Raw genomic sequence first — 25,078 nt, 5'->3', positions numbered from 1 at the left:
AAGATTTCAGGGAAATGTTAAAAAGTTGTCAAGATTATAAAAGAGCTTTGGCCAAAGCCCGGGCAAAGCGGGATAAGCCGTCAGAAGAATTTACTATTTTTATTTCCTCGGGGTTGGTGATAAAGCCAATTTCTGCCAAAATCCCCGGCAAGCGCACGTTTTTGATGACATAAAAGGTAGCAGTTTTTAGCCCCCGGTCTTTAAAGCCGAATTCATCGATTAGCTGCTTTTGCACTTTAGCGGCCAGGCTTTCGCTGTCCTCCCGCCCTGCTTTAAAGTAGGTCTCAATTCCCCGGGCGGTATGGTCGGTAGCCGCATTTAAGTGAACCGAAATAAAAGCCCGGGCTTCCGAGTTGTTGGCAATTTTCACCCGCTGGGGCAGCGGAATAAAAACATCTTTATCCCGGGTTAGTACTACCTCACCTCCCAGCTTTTCTATTAGTGCCTTGCCCGCCAGGGCAAGCTTTAAGGTAACTTCTTTTTCGGCAATACCGCCTGCACCTACCGCTCCAGGGTCCTTCCCGCCATGGCCGGGATCGAGAACAATTTTTTTCCCAGCTAAAAGTTTGGCCCAAACTTCTAAAATAACCTGCCCGCCGTTTACCCTGACCTCGTACAATAACTCTTCTTCGCCCTCAATCACCAAACGTAAAACATCAGGCTTGTACTGGGCCAGCCGTACTTCTTTTATTTTGTATTTTTTAACCGGTACTTCCTTCTTACCTACCCCCTGGACTTTGGTAATGTCAAGGACAACCCGGTAAGGATTTTTCAGGGTAAAAGATTTGAGCGAAGGTTTTTGGTCAAATTCCAGGATTATCCGCAAAACCAGTTCGGTTTCCAGGCGAAAATTTTTTAATACCGCCATGATAATTCCCCCTAAAATAGTTTCTACTAATTAAAATATGCGGGGGTTTTAAGGAGCGGGATAAAGATAATAATGAAAAAGGCTCTAAAAGCTAAAAGCTCTTAGAGCCCTTAAAATTAACCACTGATTTCCTTTTGAATTTCCGTTGCCTCTTTTTTAAATTCCTTAATGGTTTTGCCAAAGGCCCGGCCGATTTCCGGAAGCTTGGCCGGACCAAAGATTACCAGGGCAATTACCAGTATGATTAAAAGCTCCGGAACTCCAATGGAACTAAACATCTTATCCCTGCTTTCCCAAGAGTAAGTTTTTTTCTTCCTGATAAAACTTTCCTAAAAATTCCACTATCTCCCGGTAAATTCCCCGAATATTCTCCTCCCGGCTTTTTTCCACCACCCGCTCGATAAAGGAAAGGTGGTCTACCAGAAAATCTCTCTGACCGGGATGATTATTTTCCACCAACATCGCCATAAACTCCAGCTCCAATACTAAATGATCGGGCATTCCCGAAAAATCTTCGGGAACGATAAGCCCCGCTTTTTCGTATAAAGCCGCCACATGCAGGGCGTGGTCGCTCATAAGAAAGCCGCGGCTATTGGCCATAACCGGGTCTACCTCGGGATCCGAAGACCACTTGCGGTACACCGATTCTATCAGGCTTACTCTTGGTGCATAGAGCCCAAAGTATTCTTGATACTGCCGCGAAAGTTCCGGGAAACCGGGAAGTTCCCCGAGGTTAACTCCAAGTTTCCCAAAAGCTTTAGCACCGTCACTTTTTAACCAGCGGTAAAGTTCCAGATCCGGTTCGCTTAAGGCATAGGCTAACAGGCGGTAAATTTCGACCCGGTTACGTTCCATAGCCCTTCCTCCCTTTTAGTTCATTAAAGTTACGGGAACTGCTGCCAATAAGATTAACGCCCGCAAGGTAAAGCCTCCTGCCAGTACCAGCAAGGCGTCTAACGCTTTAATTCCTTTTCCCGCTTTCGGGGAAGCGGTAGCTCCAATCACCCCGGGGATGATGATACCCAGGAACACCAGTACTCCCCAGAAGTACAGGCTGTATTTCCCGGAAACAATCATTTCCGCCGATTGTCTGGCAGCTTCCGGGCCATGGGTTGCAACTATCAAGAGGAAGAAAAGAAGTAATAGCTCTATTGCCGCAAGGCCAGTGTGCAGGGGCTTAAAGAAATCGGGCAGGGTTTTGCCGCCAAAGACAAAGCTTCCCAAGATAGCGGTAGCCATTCCGGTAACTAATGCCGATACGACAAAGAGCACCGGAATTACGGCATTGTTCCAGAAGGGTACCGCTTTAACCACCCCTAAAAGCACGCCGGTGTAAACGGAGGTTGCAAAGGCCAGGACCGCTCCGGCACAGCGCAGCGCTGTATTGGTATAATAGGGATTTTTTAGCTTCATCCAGCCGTAAACAAACGATACGGGCATAAACAGGGTTAAAATCCAGGTACCCCAGGTAATCATCGAAGTAAAGTGGGTGTAAAGGTAAAATATCCGCCAGGGTTCAAATTTTCCTGCCTCCACCCAGGTAAGGTCCAGGACCAGGAATAGGGTGCCAATGGCTACCAGCGGAGCCGCTAAGATCGTTCCGGCTTTAATTAATGCTTCATTTTCCTTATTTATCCCGGAGCGCTCGGTCATGACCGCTATTAAAAAAGCTCCCGCTCCGGCTCCGGCAAGGAAAAGATATATCGCAATTATCATTCCCCAAGCCATTTAAATCCCTCCTTAGCGTACGTAGTAGATGGAGGGTTTGGTGCCCAAATCCCCCCGCAAGGGTTTTGCCTGTTTTTGCTGAATAATCCGGTGAATTTCATCGTTGGGATCTTCCAGGTCTCCAAAATACCTGGCTTCACCAATACAGGTAGAGACGCAGGCTGGCTTTTTCCCCTGCTCTACCCGGTGATAGCAAAACCGGCACTTTTCCGGCACACCTTTTTCGTGATTTATGACCCGGGCCTGGTAAGGACAGGCTACCATGCAGTATTTGCAGCCGGCACAGCGCTTATCATCTACCAGCACTATGCCGTCCTCCCTTTTATATGTCGCTCCGGTAGGGCAAACTTCAATACAGGGGGCATTGTCGCAATGCTGGCATTGAATTAATAAAAACTCCCGCCGAACATTGGGAAAACTGCCCGTTTCCCGTTCTTCCAGCCGGGTAAATTTTTCCCCGGGGGGTAGCCCCCATTCCGCTTCACAGGCAACGGTGCACGCCTGACAGGCAGCGCATTTGGTCATGTCAATTACCATAGCATACTTAGGCATTTGCCCCACCTCCAACTTTTCTTACCTCCACCAGCACTTCACAGTCGGCCGATGCTCCGGATACCGGTTCCACGTGGCAGGGTATGATAAAGGAAGTACTGGCGCCTTTTTTATACGCCTTTTTCTGGTACGGCGAAAAACCTCCAAAGCCGTGGACCATGAAAACAGCATCGGGATGAATGGCTTCGGTAACTTTACCGTAATCCGATTTTACTTCCACTAAATCACCGTTTTTTATACCGAGCTTTTCTGCCGTCCGGGTATTGATCCAAAGGACGTTTTCCGGCATGAGAGCATGCAGATACTCGTTATTAAAGGTGGAAGTATGGGTATGAACTGCAGTATGACCGTGCAGGAAGCGAAGCTTGCCGTTTCCTTCGGTAACACCGGGCGGCACCCAGGTCGGAACTTTTTTGGCACCGGCTTTTTCAAAAGCTGTTGAAGCAAGTTCAATTTTGCCGGACTCAGTCTTGATTTCCGGAACTTTGTACTCGGTTTTCCCGTCATCCAGGGCAATAACGCCTTTTTCTACAAGTTGTTTAAAGGTTACGTTAAAGGGCTTTAACATCTGGTCCGAAAACTGCTCTAAGGTAAAGTTAAAGTACTGCCCTATCCCCGCTTCATGAGCCAGTTCTTTGATAATATCATCAACACCCATGGTATTATGAAGCGGTTTTACTGCCGGCTGACGTAAAGCTACAGCATTACCAGCAATCTGCGGCGGGTCAAACCGCTCCAGGTACGTGGATTCGGGTAAAACGTAATGGGCCATCATGGCAGTTTCGCTCATCTGCACATCAATTACTACTAACAGCTCTAATTTCTTTAAAGCTTCAATCCATTTCTGGGAATTACCGGCCGAGCGCACCGGATTGTGGTGGTTGACAATATATGCTTTAATCGGATAAGGCTGACCGGACAAAATGTGCTCCGGTAACATTTGAATCATCCCAAGGCCTTTGGCCAAAGGCCATTTTTCCCCGCCGGCACCGTCAAAGCGTTTAGCCTTCGGTTTTTCCAGTTTCGGCCAGAGACCTTCCCTTTCTTCCACCTTGGTGAAATTGTACTTGGAAAACTTCAGGCCTCCCTTCATCCCGAGATTTCCCATAAGGGCGTTGATTACCGCTCCGGCTCTTACCATTTCGGTACTGTTCATGTAACGCGAGGTATGCCAGCCGGGATCTACCACCGCTGCCGGTTTGGCCTTGGCAAATTCTTCGGTAATCCGTTCAATCGTTGCTGCCGGAATACCGGTTATCTCCTCGGCCCACTTCGGAGTGTATTTCTCCACTTCCGCCGCTACTTCTTCAAAGCCAATTGTGTAATTTTTTACAAACTCTTTATCGTACCATTCGTTTTTAATGATGAGGTGAATCATTGCCAGTAAGAATGCAAGGTCGGTTCCCGGTCTTATCGGCACCCATTCGGAAGCAAGGGCCGCAAAATTGGAATACCGGGGATCCAGGGCGATAAGTTTGGCCCCTTTTTCCTTGGCTTTCATGATCCCGGTAACCTGGCTTACGTTTATCCCTTCTACCAGATTGCGGCCGCAGGAAATGTAGTACTTGACATTGCCGTAATCAACGGTAGGAACTTCTCCATACATGGTTTTATAAGCCACATTTCGCGGAGAGTAACAGGTCGGAGCATGGGCACTCAAGTTTGGCGAACCAAACGCCTGATTAAAGATTACTTCATAATCGTAAGCCAGCTCCGGATGGGTACTCCAAACCAAAGCTTCAGGACCGTATTTGGCCTTTATATCTTTTAGTTTTTCGCCGATTTCACGAAAAGCCTGCTCCCAGGAAATCGGCACAAACCTGTCCCCTTCTTTCTTTAAGGGCTGCTTTAACCGGTCCGGGTCATACAAAAGCTTCATACCGGCATTACCCCGGGCACAAATTTTACCCTTACCATTGGGGTGTTCTTTGTTGCCTTCGATTTTTACCACCCGGCCGTTTTTTACTTTGACGATAATGCCGCATTTGGTACCGCACATTTCGCAGATGCTGGGAATCAATTTTACCTCCCCGGTTTCCGCCGCCTTAGCCGCCCAGCGTTCAAAAGACATCACTCCGCCGGATAAGGCTGCCAGGGCACCGGTAGCAGCAGAAGCTTTTAAAAAGCTCCTCCGGGTAAGCTTCATACACCTTCCCCCTTTATTCGTGCTGTTTTTCACTTTCTATGTTAATTGTAAAACAATTTCGAATTGTGAAGGTAATCGCAAAGACTTATGGGGTTATAAAGATAAATTTATACCCATAAAATTATTCTTTGAATTGTTTTTGCTAAAATTAATTTTCAGCAAAGTTATGATATAATAAATATTGATTTAAGTGACGGGGGAAGAAAGCATGAATTTATACCAGTTTGAACTTTTCTGTCAAATTGCTAAAGTAAGGAGTTTCACAAAAGCAGCGAAATTAATGCACCTGACCCAGCCGGCCATTTCCGCTCAGGTGCAGGCAATGGAAAATTTTTATGGCACCAAATTATTTGAGCGCTCGGCCACCGGGGTAAAGCTTACCCCCGCCGGGGAGCTGGTTTATAAGTATGCCCAGCACTTTTTGGCCGAACACGAAAAGTTAGAAAGGGAGATAGACAATTTACTTGGCACCAATGCCCAGACCATTGTTATTGGGGCCAGCTCCACTATCGGTAATTTTGCCCTTCCCTGCAACGTGTGGAGCTTTAAGGAAAAGTACCCGGAAGCCAATATTCGTATCGAAGTGGATAACTCAAAGAAGGTTATTGATATGGTAATGGAAGATAAGGTGGATTTCGGGCTGGCGGAAGGACCGGAGTTTACCCATCCCGATCTCGAAGTAAAAAAAGTCGGGGAAAGTCAGGTGGTAATAATCACCTCCCCCGAACTTCCCCTGGCCCGGCAAGATTCCATTACCGTTGAGGAATTAAAAAAGCTTCCTTTGATCATGCGGGAACCGGGTTCTTCGGTGCGGGAAGTGTTTTTTGACGCAATAAAAAAAGCCGGGGTCCCGGCCAAGGAGTTAAATATTGTTTTGGAGCTGGGAAGCTTTCAAGGAGTTTTGGAAGCGGTGAAAAAAGGACACGGCGTATCAATCTCCTGTTTGGAAGCAATTAAAAAAGAGTTCCACCGCAAAGAACTCCACTACCTTACTTTAAAAGATATGGAACTGATCATGCCGTTTTTGCTGGTTTACCGCAAAGACCGCGCCTTTAGCCCGCTGGCAAAAAGGTTTTTAAGGTTTATCATTGGGCCTGCCGCTTTAGAATTTTGTTAAAGGATATATTTTTTTAAAAATAAGATTCCGAGATACGTACCGATAATCAGAGAACCACCAAAAATCCAGCCATGCAACGAAAAAGAAGCGATTCCTCCTACCAGGTTGCCAATATTACAACCAAGGGCCAGCCTTGCCCCAAATCCCATTAATATCCCGCCAAAGATCCCCAGGAAAAATTTTCCCGGGGACTTTATTTTTTTAGGTCTAAATTCGTTGTGCCACAGAGCGGCAAATAATCCTCCTAAAATAGTCCCTACCACCAGGAGATTTTCCTGGGAAAACAAAGTGGTTTTAAAAAAGGCCTCGGGATAAACTTCCTGGTAATACGCCCACTTTTCCGGATGCATGCCCAAAACTTTCAACCACCAGGTACCCCAGTCGGTAAGGATGTGGGTAACAACCCAGGGCTTACCCCAGGTTAATAGAAGCAAGATATTCAAAATTCCGAGGACTATGCCGCCCTTTATCTCCGACCAGCCAAGATCAACTTTTTTCACTTTCTCTACCCCTTAATAACGCTGACTTCCCAAATTCCCGGAGAAATTTCTTCTAAATCGTACTCGTACTTTAACCTTACCGCCAGATCAACGATATTGCGCACCGAACGGCTAAAATCGGTAATAACGGTAATCTTATCTCCCGGTTGCAGTTTTTTTAATTCTTCCTGCACCCGCCAGAGGGGAACCGGGCAAACTTCGCCGGTTAAATCTATTTTTATTTCCATTTACATTTCCTCCCGTAAGGCTTTAAGTAAAAGGAAAAATATTATTGCATAAATAATAAGTGTCGGGAACCAGCCGATAATGCCGGGCAGCCAGAATTTTTGAGAGGATATTAATATATCCTTCCAGTACCCGTATCCAAACGCCCCAAGAACCGAACCAATTACAATTCCCAGTAATACTCCCCAGTAGTGGAAAAATCCCTCTCCTACCCGTACCAAAGTGCTAATCACACAACCACCGGCTAAGACCATGCCGGCGCCAAAAATAATGCCGCCAATCACCAGATGCCAGCCCACCGGATTTATTTTCCCCGGAGGTACGTTCCCCTGTGAGACTGCCAAAAACTGAACTGCAAAAAAGCCGGCAGCCGACACGGCAATTAACACCGTAACTCCCCGGCTCATGGCTTTATCCCGAAACATAATTAAATCCCGAAAGGCCGAAGCAAAGCAAAAGCGGGAGCGGCTAACGGCATAACCAAAGCCAATGCCGAGAGCAAAGACAGCCGCTCGGGTAAAATTTTGATTTGCAAGAAAATACAGTATAACTATCAAGAAAAAAAATAATAAGCCGTAAGCTACCTTTCTTTGCACCTTTTATCACCTAAGTACATTATATCTTATCCGCTAAATTTTTGCTTTAAAAAAGTTTTTCCAACAAATAAAACACCCAGGGGTGTCGTAATGCCGGCTAAATTTAAAGCGGGCCAAAGCCCGCTTTAAATCTTTTTTAACCTCCCTGAAAATGGATGCTCACAGAACCGTCCCTAAAACCACCATTTTTATTTCGTTTAAGAGGAGGTCTAATTTTTCTTCGCTTTCAGCTTCGCCGTAGATTCTAAAGACCGGCTCGGTACCGGAAGCCCGGACCAGAACAAAGCTCCCGCTTTCAAGTTCCCACTTCATTCCATCAACGCGGCTTTCCCGAAGTACTTTTTCTCCGGCAATTTCTGTTAGTTTTAATGAAGACAGCCGCTTTAAGATTTCTTCTTTTTGTTCGGGGGTTGTTCTGTAATCGTCCCGGCGAGTATATGACCGGCCGTAGCGGCTATAAATATCCTCTAAAACTTCAGATAACGGCTTTTTAAAGAATTCCCGGATTTTTACCGCCAGTAAATCGGCCAAAATCCCGTCTTTTTCCGGCACATGTCCGGCAATGGATAATCCTCCCGATTCTTCGCCGCCTAACACCGCTCCTTCCCTCAGGGCTTTACCGATGTACTTAAAGCCAACGGGCGTTTCAATTACGTTAAAACCATTAGCCCGGGCCATTTTATCTAAAAGGTGGGTGGTAGGAACGGTCCGGGCTACATCTCCTCCCCGGCCGCTTTCAATTAGGTAATGGTAAGTAAGGATTAAAACTTCGTTAGCAGTAAAAAGCCGCTCACCTTCGACAATTCCAAAGCGGTCGGCATCACCATCTAAAGCAAGGCCCAGGTCGGCCTTTTTATTTTTTATTGCTTCGACAAGGGGTTTTAGTTCTTTTTGTTTCGGTTCGGGCATGCTCCCGCCAAAAAGGGGATCCCGGTAATTTCTAATAGTACTGACGGTATAACCAAAGTCCGTTAAAACTTTTTCCAAATACCCCTGTCCCGCTCCGTACATCGGGTCCACGACTACCGTACCCTGTCCGTAGCTTAGACCGGTAAGCTTTTTTAGGTGGTCAACGTAGGCACTCTCTAAATTTAACGTTAATTTTTTCCCCTTTTCCTTTAAAGAAGGAACTGCCCCGGCATTTATGAGCTGCTCCAGGCGATCGGTTACATCAGGTAACGCCGGTCCTGCGTAATCGGGGATGAATTTAAAGCCGTTGTACTCCGGCGGGTTATGACTGGCAGTTAGCATTACCCCGCCTATGGCCTTAAGTTTGTTTATCGCAAAAGCCACGTAAGGTGTTGGCACAAACTTCTCCGGAAGGTAAACATCAAAGCCGCTTTTTAAAAGAATTTCCGCTACCGTCTCAGCAAAATGCTCCGATAAAAAGCGGCAGTCATAACCCACTACTACCGCTCCAGCTCGATATTTCTCCTGTAAATAAGCGGCTAATCCCAGGCTTACCTTTTCTAAACTGGCAAAGGTAAAATCTTTAGCAATAATGCCCCTCCACCCATCGGTACCAAATTTAATCACTCTTATCCCCCTTTTCTCCTTGGTTTTTTATCGGTAATATCCACCGTCATGGTAAGCCTATCGTGTTTTAAGTCAATATAAACCTGGCCTTTAGCATCGATTTGAGCATAAGCGATATCTTTAATATCGTTTATCCCCTGTTCTTTTAAATAATGAAAAAACCATTGTTTGGATATTCCATGCTGTTCAAAATTTTGTTCAATTAGTTCTCCGTCAACCACCAGTTCTGCCGGAATTCCTTCGTATGGCGGATCTAAGCCCAGGTCTTCGGGGGTTAGCGGGCGCTTGGTAGATTTAAGCAATACCGAAAGCTCTCCGTTGGGTTCCGCAATGGCAAACTCCACGTCAGCAATGTTAAAAGCACCCTTTTCCCGCAGTTGCATCATTAAATCGTCCATCGTATACCGCATTAATTTCATATTATGTTCCAATATTTTTCCGTTGTGAACGACAATAGTCGGCTCGTCCTGTAAAAGTTTTCTAATATTCCGGTTTTTTAAGCTTGCCCACTGGACAAAAATCGTCAGCGCCCCAAAGGCTACCATTCCTGTCAGGTAATGAATCACGTTGGTGCGCAAATCCACCGCCACATTGGCAGCAATCGAGCCAATGACAATGCCGTTTATATAGTCGGAAATGGTAAGCTGCCCTAACTGGGATTTCCCAATTAATTTGGTAATTACCAGCACTGCTATAAAAGCTGCAATTGACCGAAAGATTACTTCTGTTAAGTCGTGCACAGGAACACCTCCACCCCTATTTTGAAAAAAACCGACGGATTTTATTCCGTCGGTTGCATAATTTTTGCATTAACGGGATAGCCTTACAGTAGAGGTGATCCTATGGATGAACGGGAAAGGGCCCGATTACTAAAGGGAAGCTTTTACGGGGTGGTTTTAAGTCTTCCCTTTTGGTGGTTATTATTTTATCTCCTTTTCCACTAATTCTTTTAAGTAAGCTTTAAAACCGCTTGCTAACTCCTCCCGGTCCAGGGCAAACTCGACAGTTGCTTTCAAAAAGCCCAGTTTATCGCCCACATCGTAACGCAATCCTTCATAAACATAGCCGTAAATAGGTTTCACCTGACAGAGCATTCTTAGAGCATCGGTCAACTGTATTTCGCCGCCGGCTCCGGGGGGAGTTTTTTCCAGGAACTCAAAAATTTCCGGTTCAATTATGTAGCGCCCCATTACCGCCAGGTTCGAGGGCGCTTCTTCCGGCTTTGGCTTTTCTACCAAGTCATACACCCGGTACAAACGCTCTCCGACCTCCTCGGCCTTTATAATTCCGTACTTGCTTACTTCCCGGGGCTCCACGGCCTGGACCGCTACGATACTCGCTTCCACTTTTTCGTATAAGTCAATCATCTGCTTTAAGACCGGAGTTCTGGCCTTCATTAAGTCATCCCCGAGTAAAACAGCAAACGGTTCATTGCCGATAAATTTCCGGGCGCAGTAAATAGCATGGCCAAGACCTAAAGGCTCTTTTTGCCGCACGTAATGGATGTCCACCATATTTCCGATGGAACGGACTATTTCTAAAAGGTCTTCCTTTCCTCTTTTTTCCAGATACATTTCCAATTCCGGCGACTTGTCAAAATGGTCTTCAATAGCCCGTTTGTTTTTACCGGTAACGATTAAAATGTCCTCTATCCCCGACGCCACCGCTTCTTCCACGATGTACTGAATCGTTGGTTTATCTACAATAGGAAGCATTTCCTTGGGCTGAGCTTTAGTTGCCGGCAAAAACCTAACTCCAAGTCCCGCTGCAGGAATAATGGCTTTTTTGATTTTCATGTCCCTTACCCCCCTCGGATAATTTTTTAAACCCTCCACTTTTCTTATTATAATAAAATTACCTTATTATGGCAAATTACCATAGACTTCATCGTAAATTTCTGCCGCTTTTTGCACAACATCTTCGTTTAAAACCGTGTAACGCTCCGGTCGCATAGAGGGGGCAAGGTAAACCGCTTCTAAAAATTGCTGTTTGTTAAGGCCGATACTTTGCGGATTTTCCCATAACCCGAATTTTCGATAAAAGCTCAAAAGTTCTTTGAAATTTTTCCCCTGCAGGGCAGCGGTAAACAACGCCGCCACCCCTACCTGCTCACCGTGAAGGGCCGGACGGTCAAAAAGTTTATCTAAAGCATGGCTAATTAAATGTTCGGCTCCGCTCGCCGGCCGGCTGTTTCCGGCAATCGCCATCGCAATCCCGGATAAAACCAAACCTTCCGCTAAAAGCTTTAAAAATTCCGGTGCTAAAAGGTTATCTCCCGAATAATTTAAAATCGATGAAGCCGCTTTTTCCGAAAGCATGTAAGCAAAACCATCCATTTTATCTTTACCCTTCTGACAGGCCAGCTCCCAGTCGTTTAAGGCAGTTATATTCGAGATTAAGTCCCCGATCCCCGCTTTTAATAGCTTCACCGGAGAGTTTTTAATGACCTGCAAATCAATCAATACCCCAACCGGCATGTTAACTCCAATACTGCGGAGCTTTTCTCCATCCCGGATTACCGCCACCGGGCTTACCACCCCGTCATTAGCTAAGGTCGTGGGAAAAGTGATAAGGGGTAACAACTTTTCCGTTGCCACCACTTTTGCCACATCGATAACCCGTCCACCCCCTACAGCTACCAGCAAATCGGGGTTCACCGTATTTATTTTTTCCTTTAAGTTACTAATTTCCTGTAAAGAGTTATCCCCTACCTGGTAAAAATTATATCTTTCCGCCTCAAAGCCCCGGGAAACTTCTTCCGCAACCCCCCAGGTATTTGCTCCTCCAGTTATAAAAAGAGGGTTTTCAAAATAAAAGTTACTTTCCCGGATAACGTTTTTTAAATGATAACGGAGGTTTTCCTCGATACGGATAAAAAGCGGTAAACTTATAAACCGGTTAAATAACGGCATAAAAATCCCTCTTACCAGTTGATTTTTTGAGCTATTTCCCGGGCATATTCTAAATCTTTAAAATCATCAATTTCCGTCCATAAATAACCCCGGGTAGATACCGGGCGAATTTTCAGCTCCGGTAAAAGAGTATTTAAGGCAGTTTCGTACCAGCCGTTTACTTCCCCGGCCTCCACCATTTCCCAGCAGCGATTAATTACCTTTCGAGCTATATCCCGGCTAAACCTTAAAATTCCTATATATTCTCCCTGCGCTTCCCGGGGATTTACCTTTTTGCTGATATGGGTTATAAAGCCATCTTCAATAACTACTTTCATATCTTCTTCATCTAACGGGTTAACGTCATCTACCACCAGTACATCCGGATAATTTTCTGAAAAAAGCTCATCCAATATTTGCGGAGCAAAAACTACATCGGAATTAAAAAGGATAAAACCGTCGGATAAGTGATCTTTTAACAGAGCCACCGAATACACGTTATTTTTGGTATTGTACTCAGGGTTTTCAATAAGCTTTACCCCGGGCGGCAGTACTTTTTTTAAAGCTTCAATCCGGTAACCCCCAACTACATAAATATCTTCCGCTTTAATTCCCCTTTTTAGCGCTTGCTCAATTTGTTTTTCAATTATGGTTTTGCCGTTTATCTCAATCATTGCTTTCGGCCGGTCGGAAGTTAAAGGATAAAGCCGACTTCCCACTCCAGCAGCCAAGATAACCAGTTTCACCAATCTTTCCTCCCCCGTAACTTGTAATCAACCAGCACTTTCAGGGCAAATTTCGGTAAAACCATCATTCTTTTGTACCGCCAGGGCTCCTGGATTAACCGCCAGAGCCACTCCAGACCTGCTTTTTGCATGAATTTGGGAGCTCTTTTGGTAACCCCCGCCCAGACATCAAAGCTTCCGCCAATTCCCACTGCTACCATAGGCTCAGGGGATTTAGTAAGTAAATTTCTGATAAAAATTTCTTGCCTGGGAAATCCCATTCCAACCAAAACAAGTTCGGGATTGCCTTTAATTATTTGTTCGATTTTTTCCTCATCATTGGTAAAATAGCCGTTTTCAATACCCACAATTTCAACTGTATTGTTAAATTCCAGTAATTTAATTGCTGCTTTTTCCGCAACTCCGGGCTTGGCGCCAATTAAGTACACTTTCAAATTGTTTTTTTTTCGGATAACCCCTTCCACAAGCTCAATCCCCGGTACCCTCTCTTTAAACGATTGGCCTTTTATCTTCCCGGCTAAAACTATCCCCACCCCATCGGGCAGGATTAAGTCGGCGTTTAAAATTAATTGTTTTAAATCCGGATTATTTAAGGCTGCATAAATCATTTCCGGATTAATAGTGATGATATGGGCTTTCCTTCTTTCTTCTATTAATTTTATCACCTTATTTACCGCTTCGTTTAAACTTAAGTTGGCAACCGGAAAATCATAAATTTTTATTACCGCCATTTATCTCACCTTGACTGCCTTTTAAAAATGCCTTTACCATCACCATATTTATAGCTATCAAGAAAATCCCCAGGATGCTTCCTAATAATAAACCGTTTCCGGTTCTAATTAAACTTACCCACAGAGGATCGTACTGGTGAGCAAAAGTATTGATAACCGTAACCGGTGCTAAGCTTCCAATAACCAGAGCTATATACCGTATCTCCGGTCTCACTTTTGTCCATAATCCCCAAAGAAGCAAAGGATAGCCAATGGCAAATTCTTTAAATCTCGGCCTTACATACAGGTACTTATTTAGCAGGGCGCGAAGCTTTATCTCGCCGGGTAAAACCAGCGATTCCGCAGCATTTCCCGTCCGCAACAGGTAATAAGCACCAGCCCCGAAAACAATTATTAGCACAAATAGCTGCCACAATTTTAATTCTAAACCTAAATACTCAAAAACCACTTGTTTTAAACTTTTTTCCCGTACTAACAAAACCCTTGCGGCATAGATAGCAAATATTAATACCGGCAGAAGAAAAGATAATTTTACACCCCGAAATAAATCGGCATGAACAAAGTAATTATTTCCGGTTAAAAAGGCAGAAATCGCAAAGCCTCCAAAAACACCGATTAAAACTACAATGGCAAGAGAAGCCAATGCCTTTAAAAAGGAGTTTGGATTCTTAATATCGATACTAAACAACGCAATTAGCGGATATAATACGGACGCACCAAAAGCACAAAGTTTAAAGTACAAATCGAAATTCAAGGTAAATAAAGCAAAACCACCAATAAGTAGAATTACGGTAAAAGTTAGAGCGGTTTTAATATTTACTAAATCAAATAGCACCAGGGAATATCCAAATAAGATAATGAGCAATACTGATAATAATAGTTTTTCAGGCTTTCTTTCGGGTATTTTCTTTAGAGGATTAACCGGGACAAATTGATAATTTAAACTTTTCATCGTTTCATAAGTTTGGGAAGTTACGGTCTCAAAAGCAAGAACGGTAGTTTTGTTAAACTCTTTTGCCGGAATTTTAAAAACAATGGCTTTATTCCTCCGTTCCCTGATGCCAATTTTTAAACTTTCTATTTTTTCCTCCGTAGTTGCTAAAATATTGCCGCCTTCAATGGTATTTATTGTAACTTGCCGTACCCGAAAAACAGGAAGCTTAGTCCGGTTAATCATAGCATTAGTTTGCGGCTGGTCAATACCATCTAAAAGCCCCACGGAAAAGTTTTCTTTTAAAAAGGTATCGGCAAAAATTTTGGTAAATTTGTTGTTTTCCGGCAAATTCTTATCGGCAAAAACAACCTTGGGTTCCGGGCAAAAAGTTTTTATATAGGAAAGATAATTTTTTACTTCTTGTTCATTTGCGATACTCCACTGGGGAATAAATAGCAGAACATCTAAATTGTTTTTCCGGGCCATTTCCAAGCCTTGAGGATTAAAACCCAATAACAACTTTTCCGTGCTTTTATACGGATAGTTTATTTTTAGAATATATTTTTTATTTACTTGCTGTATTTGATTTTTAATCTTTCTGGCACTTAACGCGTGAATTGCCGAATCAACAATCTCCTTGTTATCGGTAATTAAATAAGTATAAGGTGCTTTTAGTTCTATAAAATCTTTGAATTCAGGAAAAGTTGCAACTGCACTAACTCCCGAAAAAAGTCCAGCCTCCTGGTTAAATATTTCCTGACTGCTACCATTCTCTTCATACAACGCTAAGCCAACAAAGCCCGTTTTCTTTAGCTTGGCTATGGTTTGCTCCGGTGTTAAACCCCAGTAACTACTTAAATTTATTAAAGTTTCGTAATCCAAGTAAAACCCCGTTTCTTTTTTCTTATCTTCAGCGATCCGCGGAGGCAAAAGAATTATTGAAAAAGCAAAAATAACCAGCAGTAAGATTGCTAAAAGTATTTTTCCTTTTTTCACCGTAAATCCCCCACCCGCTTAAAAAATTTTATTTAAATAACCGTAAATTTTTTTGTTACGTATAAGTTGCGGCAGTGCTAATCGTTCCATTTGTCTTAATAGCTGTCCCTTTCCATGGGGAAGTTTTTTTTCGCGATTTTGGGCCTCATAAAGCGTCTTTGCTATAACTTCCCCGGAATTTCCCGTAGTATTGCTAAAAATTTTAGCTTTCATAGCTTCCCTTTGACTTAAGAAAGCATCGTTATGCAATAATTCTTCAATCACCCCTCTAACTTCTGCCGGTTCATTCACCTGCCGGCAGTAGCCGCGAATTATATTTTCCAGGCTTTCTTTTGAACTTAAGTGCTCCGGAATTTGCGGTAAATTAAATAATAATATTTTTTTGCCGGCTAACATAGCATCAAAAATCGCCCCCGAATAATCGGAAATAACCACATCAGCAATTTTAAGTAAACTTAGTAAATCCGCAGATTCATCACGAATTACTATCTTATTTCCTTCTGCAACTTTGAGACCGTGGTGCAATTTGGCAATCACCAGATAACGTTCACTTAAATCTTCCAAAGCCTTTTGGTAATATCCCCAGGAAGATAATTCCCCGTAAGTGGGCAAATAAAGAATTACCGGTCTTCCTTTAGCTAACTCCAAGACCTTATCTTCTACTACTTCCCCTTTAAACCACCGGTCAAATCTGGGATTGCCAGCTTTCACTACCGGCGCATAGAAGGAAAGCTTTTCGGCATCGTAATCTCCATAAACAAAGATTAAATCAAAAAAAATATTCCACCAGGCATAATTCCACCCATCTTTTGCTAAACCATAAACCATCCGGAAATGATGGGCCTCGGGCTTTAACCGGTAGACCGTTGGAAAGAAAAAAGGACCTAAAAATACTTTAATATTTTCTTTAATTAAATTTTGTTCGGTTTTATCAATCATCTGCCAAAAGTCTATACCTTTTTCCGTTAAAAATTTTCTTGCTTCCCGGACATTACGGACATACCCTTCCGTTAAAATAATCCTGTAATCACTTTTGTTTAAATGTTTAATTATTGGTTCGTATAAAGTATAGTGAAATTTGGTATTCATTAAAAACCCAATCATAACCTCGCCTCCAAATTAAATATCCACCCTCTATCGGGTGGACTAAAAACGCTTTCCTAAACAATTTTAATTATTAATTATAGTTTTTCCCTTACTAAGACTTTCCCCTAACACTCCTATCTTCTGTGCTCCAAAAGTTATCGCCGCTAAAATAATTAATATAAGCAATGCTGCCTGGGTAAAAGTTAAAAGATTTACATACAACGCAACAATGCCAAGTAAAATGTTTAATAAATAAATTATCAAAACGGTTTTTCTTTGGGAATAGCCCAAATCTAAAATACAATGGTGCAAATGGCCCTTATCCGGTTTAAAAATCGGACGGCCTGCAAAAAACCTCCTCAAAATTGCAAATAAAGTGTCAAAAATAGGTATAGCCATAACTAAAACAGGAACGAAAATTGAAATCAAAGTTGGACTTTTCGCGGTACCCAAAACCGACAAAATACCCAAACAGTATCCCAGAAACATTGAACCGGTATCACCTAAAAATATTTCTGCCGGATTAAAATTAAATTTTAAAAAGGCCAAGGCCCCGCCCGTTAAGGCAATCGCTGCATAATAAGCAAATTCATTTCCCCGGGTCAAGGCTGCAATCCCGATAAACACAGCAGAAATAGCAGCAGTCCCCGAAGCTAACCCATCAAGACCGTCAATTAAATTAATGGCATTAACAATTGCCACAATCCAGAAAATAGTTAAAAAATAAGAAGCATCTCCCAGCCAAATTAAACCGCCAAAGGGATTGGTAACGTAATTTACTTTTATTCCAAAAGCAACCGGAATAACGGCTGCCATAATTTGCCCTAAAAGCTTTACTTTGGGATTTAAGCTATAAACATCATCTAATATTCCAAAAATTATTAAAACAACACTTCCTGCCAAAATAGCCAGAACCTTCTGGTCAATTGGTAACAGTAACAAAACTGCGGCAGTAAAGCCCCAAAAAATGGCAAGACCTCCCATGCGGGGAATGGGAGTTTTATGAACTTTTCGAGCATCGGGAATATCGATTGCTCCCACTCTTAAGGCAATTTTTTTAACCATGGGAGTTAAAATTAACGTTAAAATTAAAGCAAGGGTAAATATTTGGAATGTTTTAATCACTAACACTTAAATCATCTCCTGTAAAAAATAACCCTAAAGATTATTGTAACATTTTCGGCATTTTTCTCAATAGCAATTTTTTCTTTTTTTAAGCCAAGGCAAATAAAATTTCCGCTTCAACCACTAACTCACCATTAACTTTTCCCGATCCTCTGGCTTTCCCAAGACTTCCTTTTATTTTTAAGAGTCCAACTTCAAAAACCACCTGATCTCCCGGTAATACAGGCTTTCTAAAGCGGGCGCCATCAATACCGGCAAACATCGGAAGCTTTCCGGCATAACGTTCATCGGTCAAAATAGCCACAGCTCCTACCTGGGCCATGGCTTCTAATAGTAAAACCCCTGGCATAATAGGCCGCCCCGGGAAGTGCCCTTGAAAAAAGGGTTCGTTTATTGTGACATTTTTAATTCCAACCGCTTTTTCCCCGGGTACAACCTCCAGAATCTTGTCCACCAGTAAAAAGGGATACCTGTGGGGTAATATATTCATAATTTCGGTAACGTCTTTAATTGCCTCACTCATTATTTTCTTGTAACACCCCTTTAAAAATTATTTTCTTTTCCACAATATTATTTAACCGTTTTTCAATTTCTTTAATGTCGGTAGTTTTTGACACCGGATAAGCATAAACGATATCTCCCTGGCCAATTTCATTTACCAGAGCGTAATTTATCAGGACTTGATATTTAATACCGCTCTGCCGAACTGCAGCCATATTTAAAGAATTATTTTGTTTAGCCTTCCACAAAAATCCTTCCACACCGGTATTGAGATTTTTACCCACCAGTTCTCTGGCGGCATTTACATCACTGATAATCCGGCTTTTATACTGTTCTAACGACTCCCCCGGTTTTTGGCTCCAAAAGCCGTTATCCGGAATTTTATGACCCTCAATACCAAACTCAGCCAATCCTAACTGGCTTATAGCCCGCACTTCTTCCCAGTTCATCATTTCCGGCCATACACCTATATAACCTGTTATTAAAAACAAACTAAATTTCATGTCATAAGTTTTAAGTAAGCCCGCCCCATCGTTAAAAAATCCTTTATAGCCGTCAATAAAAATTAGTCCCACGGGTTTAGGAGGAGGTAAATTCCTTTCCCCCACATAATCGGCAATTTCACCGGCGGTTGCGGTCTGAAAGCCCCCCTCTTTAATTAATTCCAGAATCCGGTCAAGGGTCTGGGGATAGAGGGCAAAAACGTTTTTATCATCCACCCCGGGTGGTCTTATGTCATGAAAAAGAAAAACCGGAATATGGTATAGCTCTGCTTCAACTTCAAAGCGGTATCTTTCTTCGGTTAATAAGTTACCATCATTGTCTCGGCCATCCCAGGTAACTTCGTTGGTGCCTTTTTTTATTTTTTCTAAATTAATTTCACGGACCAGGTCATTTGCTTCGTTATAAATTTTTATTTTTCCCCGGGCCAATATCGGGGAGTCAAAGTAAATTTTATACGAATTATTTTTTGACCAAAGACCGATAACCTTAAAAGTCTTTAAGTCATCGGGGGTAAAAAAGTCAAAAACATCACCTTCAATAAAAAATATTCCGAGAGTAAAAATTGCAACAAAAATAATTAACTGAATTAAGATAATCTTTAACCAAAATTTCATTAAAACTGCCCCCAAACGGCAAAAAATTTATCATCAGGGGTTTTCCCACAACAAATTGGGGTGTAAAACCAAATATTCCTATTAGCAGCCAAAGTAAAAAAGTCTTTTTTCCCGTTCACCGAACTCCCTCGGAAACCTGGCTGTTATAGGTCTCCCCAGCGGTAGTTTCGGGAATACTGTTCAGAGGTGGTGGTTGTTGCTCAGTCGGTGGGGAATAACCGACGGGACCATTCTGGTAAGTAGTCCCGCCGGTAGTACTATCTGAGCTAGGGGGTGGAATAGTTTGCTGATTATCATTTTGAGCTGGCGGCGTAGTTTGTTCGGGTGTACCCGGAGGCAAAGTAGCCTTGTCACCATCAGTGCCCGAACCATTTCCGGGATTTGGCTGATAAGTATCACTACCTGTGGCAGGTTTTTTCTGATAGGTTTCCTTAGTAGTTGAAGTTTTTGGAGTCTTAACAGTTTTTTTCTTCTTGACAATTTTAACCCCGGCATTTTCTTCCTTGGTACCAAGAACGATATTTTGTTCTATTTGGCCCGCAAACAGCATATCTACCAGGTTTTTAGCCACTTCCAAATCCGCCTGCCAGTAGCTTACGCCATTGTAGTTGTAGAAATATCCCGGAAGGGTCTGGGTAATGATGCTATCCTTATTGAGCTCCCGACTAAAGGCTAAAAGCGACATCAGGTCTTTGGTGGACATATCCGTTTCAACCATTTGAATAATTTCCGGAATGAGTTTGGGAAGCTTTAAAAGCGTTCCCGGTTGCAAAGCTTGTTCGGCTAAAGCTTTTAAGAATTTCTGTTGCCTTTGGGTACGACTAATATCACCCAAAGCATCACTTCTATAACGCACATACATTAAGGCTTTTTCCCCGTTTAAGTGCTGCCGACCCTTTTTAAGATTAATGGTATAGGGATACTCATCAGCGTGATACATGTCTTTCTCGACGTCAATGGTAACCCCGCCCAAGGTATCAATAACTTTTTTAAAATCTTCAAAGTTTACCAGTACATAATAGTCCACCGGCTTTCCTAAAAGGTCGGAAACCACTTGTTTGGTTAAATCTATCCCACCTACAACATGGGCAGCATTTATTTTATCCCAGCCGTGCCCCGGAATATTTACCCGCGTATCCCGCGGTATGGAAACCAGGACAACTTTTTTTAAATTGCTGTCAATGCTGGCAAAAATAATGGTATCGGTACGCTCCCTGCGGTTTTTGCTATGGCGGTCATCAACCCCTAAAAGAAGAATATTTACCCTCCCGGGTTTTTCACTGGCAACGGCTATGTTATCCCCCTGGGTTCGCGGGGGGGTAAAGACATCTTTCATGGTATAGTAAAAGTAAGCAAAAGCGGTTCCGATAACAAATAGCAAAATTAAAAGGGATAAGAGTAAAACCTTTCGCCGCCGCTTTTTTTTACGAAGAATCTTTTTCTGCACTCTTTCCATTGCGGAGTCCAAGCTTATCACCTCATTTCCTCATCTATTTTACTTTATTTTAAAAACTTCCACAATATTAAAATCTTAGAAAAAAGAAAAAGCGGAAAGGGTCTTCCCCTTCCGCCCGGTTATTGATTTTATTCGCCAAAATAATATACCGGTTTTCCGGTAGCCGTAGGACCGCTTGGTCTGGTCTGTCCTGCAAAGAAGGTATGGGTGCGGACATAGAGGTTATCAGCGGTCTTAGCGGTACCCGGCATGATTTTTTCCACATCAAAGGCACTGCCGTGGCAGGTAGAGCAGGTTGCTTTTGGATCTTTAAGGGTTGCGTTTTGCTTAGTTTTATGCGGTGAATGGCAATCGTTACAGCTTAAGATATTGTTCTTGTAGTGCTTGGACTGGATAAATCCTTGATATTGCTGATGGTGTTTAGCTTCTTCGTAAACCCCGTAAGTCGTAGAAAGCACATCGGTCTTAAATAGGCCAGCTAAATCTCCGGTATAACTCTTATCAAAAGGATCTTCCGGCTGTATTCCAGGCATTACAACTTCCTCGGGATACCACTTGGTCCAGTCATCCCAGGGTCGGAAAGTTTGGCCAACTTCCGGTGCTGGCAGGTCTTCCCTGGGGTTACCTTGCGGCGATTTATACTTCTCGTTTTCCACCCGGATGTGGCAATAGCCGCAAGCCCGGGTTTGCTCGGCTTTAGTTTGCTTGGCCGGGTTCCAGATATCAAGCTTGGATTTGGTGTAAACGTGAACTGATCCGGGACCATGGCAAGCTTCGCAGCCAACGTTCAACTCCGACCAGGTGGCTTTAGCTGTTGCCGGATTATTTGGATCATAGGATGTAAGCCTATATCCGGTGGTGTGGCAGGTAGCGCACATCATGTTCCAGTCATTGGCACTCCCGTAATTTTCCCATTTGCCGGTCATGCGGTTAAACTGCTTGTTTAACATTTGCAATCCACCGGTAACCTTATTTTTGACAAGGTAGCGTTGCTTCCACTTGGACCCAATTACATACTGAACATCAAGGATGGAAAAAGTCTCTTTGGTAACGTTGCCAATCGTTGGTCCATCGTTGGTACCATTTCCGTCCTGGTCATAAACCCATTTTAATACTGCATCCTTAAGGATCCCTTCATCCCGCTTCATAATCATCTTGCTGTGATAGGTATCTTCTTTCCAGCTACTATACTCGGTTGGGTGACAGGTTTTGCACTTTTCCGAAGTAACAAAAGTACGCTCCTTGGGTGCTCCCTTATACATTAAAGTCTTAGCTTTAGCTAAAAGAGCTTCCGCCTCAGCTTTGGTTAAAACCTTACCGGCGTTAAGGTAATAGTACTTACCGGATTTGTCCCCGGACACAAGATTATTTTTAACCATAATAGCAACGTAGCTTTTGTAAGCTGCATTTACCCCTTTGGAATCCTTAAACTTGGCCAGCACCTTATTAACTTCCGAAGGATTAATCTTGAGATTTAAAAGAGTTGCAATGTACTTGTAGGCTTCCTGACGGGTTACCGTTGAGGTAGGAGCAGATACTTGAAGAGTTTTGCCTAAAATCTTGTCCACCGAAGCAGCAAAATCATTTTCGGTGTAATAACTTGAAGTAGGTGCAGGCAGTTTAAAGCCGTTATTTTTAAACGCCTGCCCTTCAGAAGTAAGTTTGCTAAAATCTGCCATGTCCGCATGGCAATAAGTACAGGCCTTGCCGGTTTGTGAAGCATAAGTACTATTGGCAAAAGCCATGCCGGTAAAAAGCATCAGGCTTACAATAATACCGGCAACAATTAAAACAGTACGCTTCAAGAAAAACCCCCCTTTCAAAATCTTTTACATTTCGTAGTACTTCTGTAACAATTTTAACACATTTCGACTTAACTGTCATATGAAATATTGGAATAATTTACTTTGGAAAAAATTATAAATACTATTTCAGTTATTTATGGTTTTTTATGGTTGTATTTTTTTTCTTGTAATTTTACATCTTGCTCATTTTGTGTTTTATATGTTTTATGGATATAAGCATTTTTTATAGTAGCGAAAATACGTTTTTATTTCATCTTCTAATAAGTGCATTATTTTAAAAAAATAACCCTCCTTAAACGGAGGGTCTTTACTGAAGTTTTACGTATTTTTTGCTTACATATCCATATTTTCCGTTCGAGGTTTTTACATAATACCAATCGCCGGTAGACTTATTTAGGTAAACGGTGAGGCGTGTATTTAAAGGCAATTTCGCAATGATATTATTGCTTAAAACCTGAGGGGTTTTCCTTAAGTATAGATTATTAGTTGCTACTATCCCAACTCTTGTTGTATAAGGAACTGCAGAATTAGAAGTTGACAACTCTGCAATTTTTTTCTCTAAAGCAGCAATACGACCTTGCAGGTTATAGACCTGGTCAGCAACCGCCTTCACCTGTTTATCCACATAACTTTTAGCTACCAGCGGATCCTGGGGTGACCCGGGAACCACATCTTCATTCTGGGCCAAGATTTTTCCCCCCAGGAATAGCCCGGCAGTAAAAGCGATAATTATACCCAAAATCACATATACGTTTTTTTTCATAAAAACCACCGCCTTAAATCGTTTTAATTATATTTTAACACTTTTTCGGCAGATTTGTCCAAAAAAACTGGTAAATTATCCGTTATCCTTCTATAATTAAATATATAAGCTACGGCCAAAGGGGGTGGAAAAATGATTAAAACTTATTACTACAACCACAAAACTAACACCATGGAACATGATGTGGATTTATCCAGACTTGCGGAACTTTTAGCGGATCCCGAAAGCATGCTGTGGGTAGATTTATACAATTTTGAGGAAAAAGAGCTTTACTACCTTGCCCGCATTTTTAACTTTCACGAATTGACGGTAGAAGACTGTTTAACCTTCAGCCCCCGGGCCAAAGTGGATAAGTACGAAAATTATTATTTCTTCCTGCTCCACGCCTTAAGATACGATGAAGAACAGGACGAAGAAATCCTTCTGGTGCAGTTAGGTGTATATCTGGGCACTAACTTTATCGTTACCGTTCATAAAAGCGCCCTTCCCAGTCTTGGTAAGCTTGCTTTGGTATGCCGCCGGAGTTCCGAAATCTGTGTAAAGGGCACCGAATACTTTCTTTATTCGATCATTGACGGCATCGTCGATGAATATTTCCCCATCCTCGAACAAGTAACCAACCGTATCGAGGACCTGGAAGATGAAATTTACGAACAACCCAACCGGGAAATTACCGATGAGTTTATTGACTTAAAGCGTACCATTTTAGCAATCCGTCGGGCAATATCCCACCAGAAAAGGATTTTCGGTAATTTAATTCGTCCACCTTTCCCGTTAAGCGAAGAGATAAAGCCTTATTTTTCTGACCTTGCCGACCATTTAGAGCGGGCCACCGATACGGTCGATAGCCAGCGGGACATGCTCGATCAAATCTTAATGACTTATAACTCTATTATTACTACGCGAACCAACGAGACAATGCGGGTTTTAACAATTATTTCGACCATTTTCATGCCCCTCACCTTTGTCACCGGGTTTTTCGGAATGAACGTTCCATTTCCGGCCCAGAATCATTATATCTCTACCGGCATTATCACCGCAGGTTTAATCGCTATTTCTTACGGCATGGTTCGCTGGTTTAAGTATAAAAATTGGATGTGATAATGGTGATAGGTGGTGAGTCGTAAGTGGTAGGTAAAAGATTTAATACATACCACTCACCAGCTATCACTGACCACTGCTTTAGTAAGGCCGGCTCCTGCCGCGTGCTTTACCGACGATTGACTGCCCACCACTTACCACCATAAAGGCTCCTGCTGCCTAAAAATGTCCAAAAAAATTGCGCACAAAAGTGCGCAATTTTTTTGTGGTTTCATTTTACATCTTCTCAAAAGCATCCTTGTCGGCGCCGCAGTCGGGGCAAACCCAGTCCGCCGGAAGGTTTTCAAAAGGCGTACCTGGAGCTATCCCCTGAGACTCATCCCCTACTTCCGGGTCATAGACATACCCGCAAATACTGCAAACATATTTGTCCATTACAATACCTGGTCATCCAAACTGTGCAAAACTGCATCAGTTTAGAAGGTTGGGGTATTTGTTGTCCGCCTTTCAGACTGTCCCAGCCCCAACTGGCGGTATTTGGGACAGCCATAGCCCCTGCCCCAAGAAGCAGGAACTTACCGTGACTTTCAGCCACCTTCTCCCATACCGCTTACGAG

At 42.9% G+C, this 25,078-nt stretch carries 26 protein-coding genes; 2 read left to right on the top strand and 24 right to left on the bottom strand.

Annotation, left to right across the window (positions count from 1 at the left end; all coding sequences use genetic code 11):
- Positions 1–34 precede the first annotated feature (34 nt).
- The 6 genes from CARFE_RS15585 to CARFE_RS0107150 all read right to left on the bottom strand — a co-directional run bounded on the left by CARFE_RS15585 (position 35) and on the right by CARFE_RS0107150 (position 5,294).
- Entirely contained in the window at positions 35–868 is an 834-nt protein-coding gene (locus CARFE_RS15585; RefSeq protein ID WP_051250218.1) for an N-acetylmuramoyl-L-alanine amidase, read from the bottom strand.
- A 116-nt stretch (positions 869–984) separates the two neighbouring features.
- Positions 985–1,146 carry a twin-arginine translocase TatA/TatE family subunit gene (locus tag CARFE_RS0107170; RefSeq protein ID WP_028052256.1) on the bottom strand — a complete coding sequence of 54 codons (162 nt, stop codon included), beginning with the start codon at positions 1,144–1,146 and terminating at the stop codon, positions 985–987.
- Between the two features lies 1 nt (position 1,147).
- Positions 1,148–1,723, bottom strand: coding sequence for a TorD/DmsD family molecular chaperone (locus CARFE_RS15580; RefSeq protein WP_028052255.1), 576 nt, complete (start codon positions 1,721–1,723; stop codon positions 1,148–1,150).
- 15 nt (positions 1,724–1,738) lie between these two features.
- Positions 1,739–2,596, bottom strand: a complete 858-nt coding sequence (nrfD, locus tag CARFE_RS0107160) for an NrfD/PsrC family molybdoenzyme membrane anchor subunit (protein ID WP_028052254.1) — start codon at positions 2,594–2,596, stop codon at positions 1,739–1,741.
- Between the two features lie 12 nt (positions 2,597–2,608).
- Positions 2,609–3,148 carry a 4Fe-4S dicluster domain-containing protein gene (locus CARFE_RS0107155; protein WP_028052253.1) on the bottom strand — a complete coding sequence of 180 codons (540 nt, stop codon included), beginning with the start codon at positions 3,146–3,148 and terminating at the stop codon, positions 2,609–2,611.
- Complete coding sequence (locus CARFE_RS0107150) at positions 3,141–5,294, bottom strand: molybdopterin-containing oxidoreductase family protein (RefSeq protein ID WP_028052252.1); 2,154 nt, start codon at positions 5,292–5,294, stop codon at positions 3,141–3,143. The genes CARFE_RS0107155 and CARFE_RS0107150 overlap by 8 nt, the downstream gene beginning before the upstream one ends.
- Before the next feature lie 208 nt (positions 5,295–5,502).
- Here CARFE_RS0107150 and CARFE_RS0107145 point away from each other — a divergent pair, with 208 nt between their 5' ends.
- Positions 5,503–6,411 (top strand): LysR family transcriptional regulator, encoded by a 909-nt coding sequence (locus CARFE_RS0107145; protein ID WP_028052251.1) that lies wholly within the window; start codon positions 5,503–5,505, stop codon positions 6,409–6,411.
- Here the strand turns inward: CARFE_RS0107145 and CARFE_RS0107140 are convergent.
- The 17 genes from CARFE_RS0107140 to CARFE_RS0107050 form a co-directional block, all read right to left on the bottom strand.
- Entirely contained in the window at positions 6,408–6,911 is a 504-nt protein-coding gene (locus CARFE_RS0107140) for a YeeE/YedE thiosulfate transporter family protein (RefSeq protein WP_011345442.1), read from the bottom strand. The genes CARFE_RS0107145 and CARFE_RS0107140 overlap by 4 nt on opposite strands.
- Positions 6,912–6,916: 5 nt before the next feature.
- A complete protein-coding gene (locus tag CARFE_RS0107135; RefSeq protein WP_011345443.1) occupies positions 6,917–7,138 on the bottom strand; it encodes a sulfurtransferase TusA family protein in 222 nt (73 codons plus the stop codon).
- On the bottom strand, positions 7,139–7,732 hold the full coding sequence (locus CARFE_RS14625; RefSeq protein WP_051250217.1) for a YeeE/YedE thiosulfate transporter family protein: 594 nt from the start codon (positions 7,730–7,732) through the stop codon (positions 7,139–7,141).
- A 159-nt stretch (positions 7,733–7,891) separates the two neighbouring features.
- Entirely contained in the window at positions 7,892–9,268 is a 1,377-nt protein-coding gene (locus CARFE_RS14620) for a phosphoglucomutase/phosphomannomutase family protein (protein WP_210432940.1), read from the bottom strand.
- A 2-nt stretch (positions 9,269–9,270) separates the two neighbouring features.
- The gene (locus tag CARFE_RS0107120) at positions 9,271–10,008 is read right to left on the bottom strand and encodes a DUF421 domain-containing protein (protein WP_028052250.1); all 738 of its coding nucleotides are present in this window, start codon (positions 10,006–10,008) and stop codon (positions 9,271–9,273) included.
- A 180-nt stretch (positions 10,009–10,188) separates the two neighbouring features.
- The gene (galU, locus tag CARFE_RS0107110; protein WP_028052249.1) at positions 10,189–11,064 is read right to left on the bottom strand and encodes a UTP--glucose-1-phosphate uridylyltransferase GalU; all 876 of its coding nucleotides are present in this window, start codon (positions 11,062–11,064) and stop codon (positions 10,189–10,191) included.
- A 66-nt stretch (positions 11,065–11,130) separates the two neighbouring features.
- Positions 11,131–12,180 (bottom strand): iron-containing alcohol dehydrogenase family protein, encoded by a 1,050-nt coding sequence (locus tag CARFE_RS0107105; RefSeq protein WP_034541841.1) that lies wholly within the window; start codon positions 12,178–12,180, stop codon positions 11,131–11,133.
- 11 nt (positions 12,181–12,191) lie between these two features.
- Positions 12,192–12,905, bottom strand: coding sequence for a phosphocholine cytidylyltransferase family protein (locus CARFE_RS0107100; protein ID WP_011345450.1), 714 nt, complete (start codon positions 12,903–12,905; stop codon positions 12,192–12,194).
- Positions 12,902–13,636, bottom strand: a complete 735-nt coding sequence (locus CARFE_RS0107095; protein WP_034541840.1) for a WecB/TagA/CpsF family glycosyltransferase — start codon at positions 13,634–13,636, stop codon at positions 12,902–12,904. The genes CARFE_RS0107100 and CARFE_RS0107095 overlap by 4 nt, the downstream gene beginning before the upstream one ends.
- On the bottom strand, positions 13,614–15,566 hold the full coding sequence (locus CARFE_RS0107090) for a DUF5693 family protein (RefSeq protein ID WP_028052246.1): 1,953 nt from the start codon (positions 15,564–15,566) through the stop codon (positions 13,614–13,616). Before CARFE_RS0107090 ends, CARFE_RS0107095 begins: the two co-directional genes overlap by 23 nt.
- Positions 15,567–15,584: 18 nt before the next feature.
- On the bottom strand, positions 15,585–16,670 hold the full coding sequence (locus CARFE_RS14615; protein ID WP_051250216.1) for a CDP-glycerol glycerophosphotransferase family protein: 1,086 nt from the start codon (positions 16,668–16,670) through the stop codon (positions 15,585–15,587).
- Positions 16,671–16,736: 66 nt separating this feature from the next.
- Positions 16,737–17,783, bottom strand: coding sequence for an MraY family glycosyltransferase (locus tag CARFE_RS0107080; RefSeq protein ID WP_011345454.1), 1,047 nt, complete (start codon positions 17,781–17,783; stop codon positions 16,737–16,739).
- A gap of 82 nt (positions 17,784–17,865) precedes the next feature.
- A complete protein-coding gene (gene fabZ, locus CARFE_RS0107075) occupies positions 17,866–18,300 on the bottom strand; it encodes a 3-hydroxyacyl-ACP dehydratase FabZ (protein ID WP_218852357.1) in 435 nt (144 codons plus the stop codon).
- A complete protein-coding gene (locus CARFE_RS0107070; protein WP_028052243.1) occupies positions 18,293–19,396 on the bottom strand; it encodes a FlgD immunoglobulin-like domain containing protein in 1,104 nt (367 codons plus the stop codon). Before CARFE_RS0107070 ends, fabZ begins: the two co-directional genes overlap by 8 nt.
- A gap of 115 nt (positions 19,397–19,511) precedes the next feature.
- On the bottom strand, positions 19,512–20,873 hold the full coding sequence (locus tag CARFE_RS14610) for an LCP family protein (protein ID WP_051250215.1): 1,362 nt from the start codon (positions 20,871–20,873) through the stop codon (positions 19,512–19,514).
- Positions 20,874–20,980: 107 nt separating this feature from the next.
- Positions 20,981–22,657 carry a multiheme c-type cytochrome gene (locus tag CARFE_RS14605; RefSeq protein WP_154652736.1) on the bottom strand — a complete coding sequence of 559 codons (1,677 nt, stop codon included), beginning with the start codon at positions 22,655–22,657 and terminating at the stop codon, positions 20,981–20,983.
- 307 nt (positions 22,658–22,964) lie between these two features.
- Positions 22,965–23,420 (bottom strand): SH3 domain-containing protein, encoded by a 456-nt coding sequence (locus CARFE_RS0107050; RefSeq protein ID WP_028052242.1) that lies wholly within the window; start codon positions 23,418–23,420, stop codon positions 22,965–22,967.
- Positions 23,421–23,552: 132 nt separating this feature from the next.
- Here CARFE_RS0107050 and corA point away from each other — a divergent pair, with 132 nt between their 5' ends.
- Positions 23,553–24,521: a magnesium/cobalt transporter CorA gene (gene corA, locus CARFE_RS0107045; RefSeq protein ID WP_011345460.1), complete on the top strand. Its 969-nt coding sequence runs from the start codon at positions 23,553–23,555 to the stop codon at positions 24,519–24,521.
- Positions 24,522–24,737: 216 nt separating this feature from the next.
- On the opposite strand, the gene rd is transcribed toward corA, so the two are convergent.
- The gene (rd, locus tag CARFE_RS0107040; RefSeq protein ID WP_011345461.1) at positions 24,738–24,896 is read right to left on the bottom strand and encodes a rubredoxin; all 159 of its coding nucleotides are present in this window, start codon (positions 24,894–24,896) and stop codon (positions 24,738–24,740) included.
- Between the last annotated feature and the right edge of the window lie 182 nt (positions 24,897–25,078).

Source organism: Carboxydothermus ferrireducens DSM 11255 (genome assembly GCF_000427565.1).
Classification (GTDB): domain Bacteria; phylum Bacillota; class Z-2901; order Carboxydothermales; family Carboxydothermaceae; genus Carboxydothermus; species Carboxydothermus hydrogenoformans.
Note: the sequence above shows the minus strand (reverse complement) of the source record. Positions and strands in the feature narration are given on the sequence as shown.

Coding starts and splice junctions, on each gene's coding strand:
- CARFE_RS0107135 (WP_011345443.1), bottom strand. CDS start 7,138: ATGGAAATAAAAATAGATTTAACCGGCGAAGTTTGCCCGGTTCCCCTC.
- CARFE_RS14615 (WP_051250216.1), bottom strand. CDS start 16,670: ATGATTGGGTTTTTAATGAATACCAAATTTCACTATACTTTATACGAA.
- CARFE_RS0107105 (WP_034541841.1), bottom strand. CDS start 12,180: ATGCCGTTATTTAACCGGTTTATAAGTTTACCGCTTTTTATCCGTATC.
- fabZ (WP_218852357.1), bottom strand. CDS start 18,300: ATGAGTGAGGCAATTAAAGACGTTACCGAAATTATGAATATATTACCC.
- CARFE_RS0107070 (WP_028052243.1), bottom strand. CDS start 19,396: ATGAAATTTTGGTTAAAGATTATCTTAATTCAGTTAATTATTTTTGTT.
- CARFE_RS0107150 (WP_028052252.1), bottom strand. CDS start 5,294: ATGAAGCTTACCCGGAGGAGCTTTTTAAAAGCTTCTGCTGCTACCGGT.
- CARFE_RS0107155 (WP_028052253.1), bottom strand. CDS start 3,148: ATGCCTAAGTATGCTATGGTAATTGACATGACCAAATGCGCTGCCTGT.
- nrfD (WP_028052254.1), bottom strand. CDS start 2,596: ATGGCTTGGGGAATGATAATTGCGATATATCTTTTCCTTGCCGGAGCC.
- rd (WP_011345461.1), bottom strand. CDS start 24,896: ATGGACAAATATGTTTGCAGTATTTGCGGGTATGTCTATGACCCGGAA.
- CARFE_RS0107050 (WP_028052242.1), bottom strand. CDS start 23,420: ATGAAAAAAAACGTATATGTGATTTTGGGTATAATTATCGCTTTTACT.
- CARFE_RS0107170 (WP_028052256.1), bottom strand. CDS start 1,146: ATGTTTAGTTCCATTGGAGTTCCGGAGCTTTTAATCATACTGGTAATT.
- CARFE_RS0107095 (WP_034541840.1), bottom strand. CDS start 13,636: ATGGCGGTAATAAAAATTTATGATTTTCCGGTTGCCAACTTAAGTTTA.
- CARFE_RS0107145 (WP_028052251.1), top strand. CDS start 5,503: ATGAATTTATACCAGTTTGAACTTTTCTGTCAAATTGCTAAAGTAAGG.
- CARFE_RS15580 (WP_028052255.1), bottom strand. CDS start 1,723: ATGGAACGTAACCGGGTCGAAATTTACCGCCTGTTAGCCTATGCCTTA.
- galU (WP_028052249.1), bottom strand. CDS start 11,064: ATGAAAATCAAAAAAGCCATTATTCCTGCAGCGGGACTTGGAGTTAGG.
- CARFE_RS15585 (WP_051250218.1), bottom strand. CDS start 868: ATGGCGGTATTAAAAAATTTTCGCCTGGAAACCGAACTGGTTTTGCGG.
- corA (WP_011345460.1), top strand. CDS start 23,553: ATGATTAAAACTTATTACTACAACCACAAAACTAACACCATGGAACAT.